Origin of the sequence: Pseudomonas sp. Sample_10 (assembly GCF_004321495.1) — a bacterium.
GTDB lineage: Bacteria > Pseudomonadota > Gammaproteobacteria > Pseudomonadales > Pseudomonadaceae > Aquipseudomonas.
On sequence record NZ_RCOE01000195.1, the window covers coordinates 48,501 to 55,727 of the forward strand.

General features: G+C 60.6%; 7 protein-coding genes. 5 read left to right on the forward strand and 2 right to left on the reverse strand.

Translation table 11 applies throughout. The features are described 5' to 3' along the window. The first annotated feature begins 70 nt into the window (after positions 1-70). The 5 genes from D8U18_RS19290 to cobA all read left to right on the forward strand — a co-directional run bounded on the left by D8U18_RS19290 (position 71) and on the right by cobA (position 5,853). Complete coding sequence (locus D8U18_RS19290; RefSeq protein ID WP_131108182.1) at positions 71-1,282, forward strand: CmpA/NrtA family ABC transporter substrate-binding protein; 1,212 nt, start codon at positions 71-73, stop codon at positions 1,280-1,282. Positions 1,283-1,297: 15 nt separating this feature from the next. Next, positions 1,298-1,873 (forward strand): ANTAR domain-containing response regulator, encoded by a 576-nt coding sequence (locus D8U18_RS19295; RefSeq protein WP_056856968.1) that lies wholly within the window; start codon positions 1,298-1,300, stop codon positions 1,871-1,873. Between the two features lie 313 nt (positions 1,874-2,186). Then, on the forward strand, positions 2,187-3,398 hold the full coding sequence (locus tag D8U18_RS19300; RefSeq protein ID WP_131108183.1) for a nitrate/nitrite transporter: 1,212 nt from the start codon (positions 2,187-2,189) through the stop codon (positions 3,396-3,398). Positions 3,399-3,406: 8 nt separating this feature from the next. Beyond that, positions 3,407-5,077: a bifunctional protein-serine/threonine kinase/phosphatase gene (locus D8U18_RS19305; protein ID WP_131108184.1), complete on the forward strand. Its 1,671-nt coding sequence runs from the start codon at positions 3,407-3,409 to the stop codon at positions 5,075-5,077. Positions 5,078-5,097: 20 nt separating this feature from the next. Beyond that, a complete protein-coding gene (gene cobA / locus D8U18_RS19310) occupies positions 5,098-5,853 on the forward strand; it encodes a uroporphyrinogen-III C-methyltransferase (RefSeq protein ID WP_130906142.1) in 756 nt (251 codons plus the stop codon). Positions 5,854-5,938: 85 nt separating this feature from the next. Here the strand turns inward: cobA and D8U18_RS19315 are convergent, their stop codons facing one another. Further along, on the reverse strand, positions 5,939-6,973 hold the full coding sequence (locus D8U18_RS19315; RefSeq protein WP_056856964.1) for an OmpA family protein: 1,035 nt from the start codon (positions 6,971-6,973) through the stop codon (positions 5,939-5,941). A gap of 107 nt (positions 6,974-7,080) precedes the next feature. Continuing rightward, positions 7,081-7,227 (reverse strand): sigma factor-like helix-turn-helix DNA-binding protein (locus tag D8U18_RS19320; protein ID WP_277752481.1); only part of this gene is annotated, 147 nt, incomplete at its 5' end.

Sequence of the window (7,227 nt, forward strand, 5' to 3'; positions counted from 1 at the left end):
CAACGACGTCGTCACGCGGCCTTGCGGGTACCAGGTCTGGGACGACGTTTTTTTTGAAGGTGCGAAATCGATGAACGAACCATCAGCCGGCCCTCTGGCCTGGGTCAATGGCAGCGATGCCCCGGAAAAGACCGAAATCAACCTCGGCTTCATGGCCTTGAGCGACTGCGCCTCGGTGGTTGTCGCCGCGACTCAGGGCTTCGCCCAACCTTACGGCTTGACCCTGAACCTCAAGCGCCAGTCGTCGTGGGCCAACCTGCGGGACAAACTGGTGAGCGGTGAACTCGATGCCGCCCACAGCCTGTACGGTCTGATCTACGCCGTGCACCTGGGTATAGGCGGCGTGGCAGCGACCGACATGGCCGTGCTCATGGGCCTGAACCAGAACGGCCAGAGCATCAACCTCTCCCATGGCTTGCAGGGCCTTGGCGTGACCGGTCCTGAGGCACTTCACCGGCACGTGCACCAAACTCGCCCAAAATTGACGTTCGCCCAGACCTTTCCCACTGGCACCCATGCCATGTGGCTGTATTACTGGCTCGCCAGCCAGGGCATTCATCCGTTGCTGGAGGTCGACAGTGTGGTGGTACCACCGCCGCAAATGGTCGCGCACCTGCAGGCGGGACGCATCGACGGTTTCTGCGTCGGCGAGCCCTGGTCCGCCAGCGCCGTGCAACAGGACCTCGGTTTTACCCTGGCGACCACCCAGACGATCTGGCCCGATCATCCGGAAAAAGTCCTAGGCTGCACCCGCGCCTTCGTCGAGCAATACCCCAACACCGCCCGGGCACTGGTGATGGCCATCCTGGAAGCCAGTCGTTTTATCGAAGACAGTCTCGAAAACCGCCGCAGCACTGCGCAATTGCTCAGCGCGCCACAGTACCTCGACGCCCCACTGGCATGCATCGAACCGCGTCTGCTGGGCGACTATGACGACGGCCTGGGCAATCGCTGGCACGACCCGCACGCCATGCGCTTTCATGGTGACGGTGAAGTGAACTTGCCGTATCTGTCCGATGGCATGTGGTTCATGACCCAGTTCCGTCGCTGGGGGCTGTTGCGCGATGACCCGGATTACCTCGCGATAGCCCGTCAGGTTCAGCAACTGGACTTGTACCGTGAGGCCGCCAGCGCCGTCGGTGTCGCATCGCTGGGCAAAGAGATGCGTAGCAGCCAGTTGATCGATGGCAAGGTCTGGAACGGTTCGGACCCCGCCGGCTATGCGCGCAGCTTCAAACTGCACGCCATGAGCGACAACTCGCCCCGACTCGCCAACTGCTGACAGGAGACTGCGAACATGTTGCGTATCCTGCTGATCAACGATACCGCGAAAAAAGTCGGACGCCTGAAAGCGGCCCTCACCGAAGCCGGCTTCGAGGTCATCGACGAGTCAGGCCTGACCATCGACCTGCCCGAACGCGTCGAAACGGTGCGTCCGGACGTGATTCTGATCGATACCGAGTCACCGAGCCGCGATGTCATGGAACAAGTGGTGCTCGTCAGCCGGGACCAGCCACGCCCCATCGTGATGTTTACCGACGAGCACGACCCCGGCGTGATGCGCCAGGCGATCAAGTCCGGGGTCAGCGCCTACATCGTCGAGGGCATCCATGCCCAACGCTTGCAGCCGATTCTGGATGTGGCCATGGCCCGCTTCGAAAGTGACCAGGCCCTGCGCGCCCAACTGCACGCCCGCGATCAGCAACTGGCCGAGCGCAAGCGCATCGAACTGGCCAAAGGGCTGCTGATGAAAATGAAGGACTGCAACGAGGAAGAGGCCTACACCCTGATGCGCCGCCAGGCCATGAGCCGCCAGCAGAAGCTGATTCAGGTGGCGGAGCAGATTATCGCGATGAGTGAACTGCTCGGCTGACACGATCACCGTGGCGAGGGAGCTTGCTCCCGCTGGGCTGCGTAGCGGTCCCCAAAACCTGCGATTTCAGTGAATCAGGCACAACTCGGTCACAGGATTCAAGACGGCTTCAACACCGAGCGGGAGCAAGCTCCCTCGCCACAAAAACGACTTGTTGGCACAGATCTCGCTAAGTAAATCCCACAGGTAACCAACGGCGGTTGCCCAATCTACGACAAAGACGTCGCTCACCGTATTTGCCTCCCGGCGAATCAGGTGGCGGCGTTTTTTTGTTTTGGCTCCCGTTCGAGACTCCTATCAGCTGAGGTGCGCGATGAATTCAAGCTTCTGGAAATCCGGCCATACCCCAACCCTGTTCGCGGCGTTCCTCTACTTCGACCTGAGTTTCATGGTCTGGTACCTGCTCGGCCCCCTGGCAGTGCAGATCGCCGGTGACTTGCACCTGACCACCCAACAACGCGGTCTGGTCGTGGCTACGCCTATTCTGGCCGGTGCCGTGCTGCGATTTGCGATGGGCATGCTGGCTGATCGCCTGTCACCCAAAACCGCTGGCCTGATCGGGCAGGTGATCGTCATCTGCGCCCTGTTCGGTGCCTGGAAACTCGGCATCCACAGTTACGAGCAAGCGCTGCTGCTGGGACTGTTCCTCGGCATGGCCGGCGCGTCCTTCGCCGTGGCCCTGCCTCTGGCGTCGCAATGGTACCCGCCGCAGCACCAGGGCAAAGCCATGGGCATCGCGGGTGCGGGCAACTCGGGCACCGTCCTTGCCGCGCTGATTGCGCCGGTGCTGGCAGCGGCGTTTGGCTGGAGCAACGTGTTCGGCTTCGCCCTGATCCCGTTGATCCTGACACTGATCGTCTTCGCCTGGCTGGCCAAGAATGCCCCTGAACGGCCCAAAGCCAAGTCAATGGCCGATTACTTCAAGGCCCTGGGCGACCGCGACAGCTGGTGGTTCATGTTCTTCTACAGCGTGACCTTCGGCGGTTTCATCGGCCTGGCCAGCGCACTGCCCGGCTACTTCAACGACCAATACGGCCTGAACCCGGTCACCGCGGGTTACTACACCGCCGCCTGCGTATTCGGTGGCAGTCTGATGCGTCCGCTGGGCGGTGCTCTGGCGGATCGCTTCGGTGGCATCCGCACCTTGCTGGGGATGTACACCGTGGCGGCGATCTGCATTGCGGCCGTCGGCTTCAATTTGCCAAGCTCCTATGCCGCCCTGGCGCTTTTCGTCTGCACCATGCTTGGCCTGGGTGCAGGCAACGGTGCGGTTTTCCAGTTGGTCCCTCAGCGTTTTCGCCGCGAAATCGGGGTTATGACCGGTCTGATCGGCATGGCTGGCGGCATCGGTGGTTTTGCCTTGGCAGCAGGCATGGGCGCAATCAAACAAAGCACCGGCAGTTACCAGCTGGCATTGTGGCTGTTCGCCAGCCTGGCGGTGCTCGCGTGGTTTGGCCTGCACGGCGTGAAACGTCGCTGGAGAACCACCTGGGGTTCGGCAGCCGTGACCGCTGCGCGGGTTTGAGGCCTTAAATGAGCCTGCAATTGAGCTTCGCTGAAGCCAGCGCCACCGGCCCTCGCGAAGAGAATCAGGACGCCTTGCGTCTGGTGACGCCCGCCCCGGCACTGGCGGCGAGCAAGGGCTACCTGTTCGCCATCGCCGACGGCGTCAGCCAGTGCGCCGATGGTGGCCTGGCCGCCCGTTCGACATTGCAGGCGCTGGCGCTGGACTACTACGCCACCCCGGAAACCTGGGGCGTCGCACAAGCCCTTGATCGCCTGCTGCTGGCGCAAAACCGCTGGCTGCAGGCCAACGGTGGCGGACAACCGCTATTGACCACTGTGAGCGCCCTGGTGCTGCGTGGCAGGCGATTTACCCTGGCTCACGTCGGTGATTGCCGGGTGTATCGCTGGCACGCCGATCAATTGCAGCGCATCAGCGAGGATCACGTCTGGGATCAGCCGGGCATGCAGCATGTGCTCAAGCGGGCACTTGGACTGGATCAACACCTGGTGCTGGATTTCCTCGACGGTGAATTGCGCCTTGATGAGAGCTTCGTGCTGCTCAGCGACGGGATCTGGGCGGTCCTGGGCGACACCGCCATTGCTGCGATCCTGCGTGATCAGCCGGACCTCGATAGCGCCGCGCAGACGCTGGTTCATGCAGCGCATCTGGCCGGCAGCCAAGACAACGCCAGTGCCCTGCTGGTGCGGGTCGATGGCCTCGGTGAAAGCAGTATCGGTGATGCCTTGATTCACCTGCAGCAATGGCCCCTGCCGCCACCGCTGAAGCCTGGACAGCCGTTCGAAGGCTGGCAAGTGGAAGGGATACTGGGCCAGAGCCAGCAGTCGTTGCTTTATCGCGTGCGTGACAGCCAGCAACAACCGTGGCTGTTGAAAACCTTGCCCGGCCATCTGCACGACGATCACCAGGCCGGGCAAGCCTTGCTGTCGGAGGAATGGTTTCTCAAACGCGTGGCCGGTCGGCATTTTCCTGAGGTGCATGCCGCCAGCCAGCGTCAGCATTTGTACTACGTGATGCGCGAATACTCCGGGACGACCCTGGCGCAACTGCATTCGCAGACCGGACCACTGCCGCTGGCTCAGTGGCAGGACCTGGCTGAACGCCTGCTCAAAGCGCTCGGAATGTTGCACCGACGGCAGATTTTCCACCGCGATATCAAACCGGAAAACCTGCTGCTCAGTGACGACGGCGAACTGCGCTTGCTGGACTTCGGCCTCGCCTTCTGTCCCGGCCTGTCTGAAGACCAGCCCGCTGCTCTTCCCGGAACGCCCAGTTTCATTGCGCCGGAAGCATTTCGCGGCGAACCGCCGACACCGCAACAGGACCTGTATGCGGTCGGCGTGACGTTGTTTTATCTGCTGACCGGGCATTTTCCCTATGGCGAAATCGAAGCGTTCCAACGACCACGGTTCGGCAGGCCAGTCAGCGCCAGCCGCTATCGCCCCGATCTGCCGGAATGGATGACACAAAGCCTGGAACGCGCGGTTGCCGCCGATCCTGGTCAACGTTTTGAAACGGCGGAGGAATGGCTGCTGCTGATCGAACAAGGCGAGCGGCACAGCTTGAATGTGCGCCCTCGCCCGCTGCTGGAACGCGAACCGCTGAAGGTGTGGCGGTCGTTGGCGCTGATGTCGCTGCTGGCGAATCTGGTGCTGTTGTTTGCGGTATTTCATGGCTGATTTCAACTGAGGAACACACGATGAGCGCAAAAGTCTGGCTGGTGGGCGCGGGCCCGGGTGATCCGGAACTGTTGACTCTCAAGGCTGCAAGGGCACTGAGGGAAGCGGATGTGGTGCTGATCGATGACCTGGTGAATGCCGCGGTCCTCGAACATTGCCAGCAGGCGCGAATCATTCCCGTGGGTAAACGCGGCGGATGCCGGTCCACGCCGCAAGCGTTCATTCATCGCTTGATGCTGCGTTACGCGCGTCAGGGTAAATGCGTGGTGCGACTCAAGGGGGGTGATCCGTGCATTTTCGGACGCGGCGGTGAAGAAGCGCAGTGGCTGCGTGAGCGCGGGGTTGAGGTGGAACTGGTCAACGGCATCACGGCCGGGCTCGCTGGCGCCACGCAATGCGATATCCCGTTGACGCTACGCGGTGTAGCGCGCGGGGTGACACTGGTCACCGCGCACACGCAAGACGGCAGCAGCCTGAACTGGCAGGCACTGGCCCAGGGCGGTACGACGCTGGTGATTTACATGGGTGTGGCCAAGCTCAGTGAAATTCGCCAGCAACTGCTGGCCGGAGGCATGGCGGTAAACACGCCAGTGGCAATGATTGAAAACGCCTCGTTGCCCCATCAGCGCGAATGTCGCAGTGATCTGGCAGCAATGGAGGAAGATGCCCGTCGTTTCGAACTGAAGAGCCCGGCGATCCTGGTGATCGGCAGCGTGGCGGCCCGTGCCGTGCAAGACTGCGATTTCCCCGCGATCACAGCCGATGGACTGGCCTGAATCCCCCGACTTACTCCGCTCCGACCAAATCGCAGACAAAGAAAAGCCCGGCCTGAGCCGGGCTTTTCTCGCAGCTGCGGGCTAATTACTTAGCTTGAGCTTCAACCTGCGCTTCTACGCGACGGTTTACAGCGCGACCATCTTCAGTCTTGTTGTCAGCAACTGGGCGGGATTCGCCGTAGCCAACAGACTGAACGCGGGACGATTCAACACCGTACTGGTTGGTCAGAACTTGCTTAACGGCGTTTGCACGACGCTCGGACAGTTTCTGGTTGTAAGCGTCAGGACCGACGGAGTCAGTGTGACCTTCAACAGTAGTGGTGGTGGATGGGTACTGCTTCATGAAGTCAGCCAGGTTCTTGATGTCGCCGTAGCTGTTTGGCTTGACTACCGACTTGTCGAAGTCGAATTTCACGTCCAGCTCAACACGTACAACTTCAGCAACTGCTGGGCAGCCATCAGCGTCAACAGTTACGTTGGCTGGGGTGTCAGGGCACTTGTCAACGTTGTCGCAAACGCCATCGTTGTCGCTGTCGGAGCAAACTTCAGCTGGTGCTGGAACTGGAGCAGCAGCAGGCTTGGAGCCGCCACCGAAGTTCACACCGATACCGACGCTAGGAGCCCACTCGGTGTTGCCCTGGTCGATGTTGTACTGAGCTTCAACGCCGGCACGGGCGTAGAAGTTGTCGGTGAAGTACAGCTTGGCGCCGCCACCAACGTTGGCGAAGGTGGAACGGTCACGACCGTTCGAACCGTTCTGGTCGATGCTCTGGTCGGAGAAACCGGCCGAGACGTAAGGACGCAGCATGTCGCCTGGGTTGTTGAAGTGGTACAGAGCGTCCAGAGCGGTGTTAGCGCCCTTCACGTTCTTGCCGTCGTCGGCACGTACGTTATGCACTTCGTCGTAGGCCAGACGCAGTTCAACGTCGTCGGTCAGGAAGTAACCAACCGAACCACCGAACAGGTTGCCGTCGTTTTTGAAGTTGCGAGTGCTGTCAAAGTACTCTTTCTTTGCGAAGCCTTCGATTTCAACTGCGCCTTGGCCCTGTGCCAGAGCGCCGAACGAAGTGGCGGCAATAAGAGAACCAATGGCCAAGCCCAAGGTGTTTTTCAGTTTCATCCGTTAAATCCCCATCTGGTGATTGTGAAGCAGTCCCGCAAACCGGGGGACAACTCGGCGGCAAGTCTATCAGAACTTGCCTACACGTAAGAGATATTTGCGCCGAACTAAGTTTCAGCAATGCCTGCAAATTTCTCACGCAATTTATCTAGAGCGCGTTTGTACCGCATTTTTGTTGCACTCAAGCCCATATGCATGATGTCTGCGATCTCCTGAAACTCCAGCTCTGCGACAAATCGTAGCACCAGAATTTC